General features: G+C 66.3%; 2 protein-coding genes. Both read right to left on the minus strand.

The annotated features are described in order from the left end of the window. Positions 1 to 861, minus strand: an 861-nt coding sequence (locus tag FMZ75_RS21080) for a mannose-1-phosphate guanylyltransferase (protein WP_166146268.1), incomplete at its 3' end; no start/stop codon positions are given. A gap of 255 nt (positions 862 to 1116) precedes the next feature. Continuing rightward, on the minus strand, positions 1117 to 1275 hold the full coding sequence (locus FMZ75_RS21085) for a hypothetical protein (protein WP_246729206.1): 159 nt from the start codon (positions 1273 to 1275) through the stop codon (positions 1117 to 1119). Between the last annotated feature and the right edge of the window lie 68 nt (positions 1276 to 1343).

The following is a 1343-nucleotide window of genomic DNA, read 5'->3' on the forward strand; positions in this document are numbered from 1 at the left end:
ATTGCCCTGCGCGTCGCGCTCGGTCAGCTCCCATACGGCGCGCCAATTGCCGACGTCCGACCAGCCGATGTCGGCCTCGATCACCGCGGCCTTGCGCGTCTTCTCCATCACCGCGTAATCGATGGAGGTCTTCGGCGCGCGCGCGAAAGCTTCGGCGTCCAGCACCAGAAAATCGAGATCGCGGCGGCCGGCGTCGATCGCTTTTTCGGCGGCCTCGGAAATCGCCGGCTCGAAATGCGCGATCTCTTCCTGCATCACATCGGCGCGGAAGATGAAATTGCCGCTGTTCCACAAATAGCCGGCGTCCATATAGCGCTGCGCGGTCTCGCGATCGGGCTTTTCGACGAAAGCTTCGAGCTCGGCGACGTCGCCGGCGATGCGCTCGCCGGGGCGAATATAGCCATAGCCGGTGGCCGGATTGTCGGGCTTGACGCCGAGCGTGACGATGAGGCCGTCGGCGGCGGCCGCCGCGGCCTTTTTGCACAGAGCGACGAGGCCCTGCGGATCGCGCACGACATGATCGGCGGCGAGCACGACGACGATCTGCTGCGGCGAGCGGCGCGCGGCGATTCCGGCGGCGACGGCGACGGCGGCGGCCGAATCGCGGCGCATGGGCTCGAGCACGATATCGGCGGCGGCGCCGATCGCGGCGAGCTGATCGGTGACGAGAAAGCGATAATCGGCGTTGGAAATGACGACCGGCCTGTCGAAAGCCTCGTCCGCCAGCGTGGCTATGGTGGTCTGGAAGGTCGAGCGCTCGCCGACGAGCGGAATGAATTGTTTCGGGAGAGTTTCCCGCGATTCGGGCCATACGCGCGTGCCCGCCCCGCCACACATGATGACCGGCAGTATCTTCGTCATGTCTCGCCTTTCGGTCGAGGGATGGATCGGCGGGGGCAGTTCACGCGGCGGAAGCAGCTTTTGCAAATATGTTCAAACAGATCGAGCGCTTCTGCCACGCAGGTCTCGTCCCTGCGGCCGTCCGCCGACGATTTCGTGAGCTATAGGCCGAACGCGTCGCCTTTGGCAAGTGGACGCGGGCTCTCGTGGATGCGGGTCCCTGCGGCCCCAGCGGACGAAACCCGCGCTGGGGCGGCCGTGCGCGTTCCTTCGGGATCATTTGGGTTGCGGCGAGGCGGGAGCCTCTTTCGGTAGGCGCGCGCGGCGCTCCGGCAGGGCGGCGAGAATGCGCTTTCGCTCCGCCGGCGTTGCGTCGCGCCAGCCGGCGATCTGATCGTGCCCCAGAGCGTGGTGTAGCTGGATCGAGGCGGACACCGGGATTTCCGGCTTTGGCCGGAATGTTCAGGCGGTCACGGCGGACAGCTTGACGATGGGATCATCGC

It is taken from the genome of Methylosinus sp. RM1, assembly GCF_011378635.1.
Classification (GTDB): Bacteria; Pseudomonadota; Alphaproteobacteria; order Rhizobiales; family Beijerinckiaceae; genus Methylosinus; species Methylosinus sporium.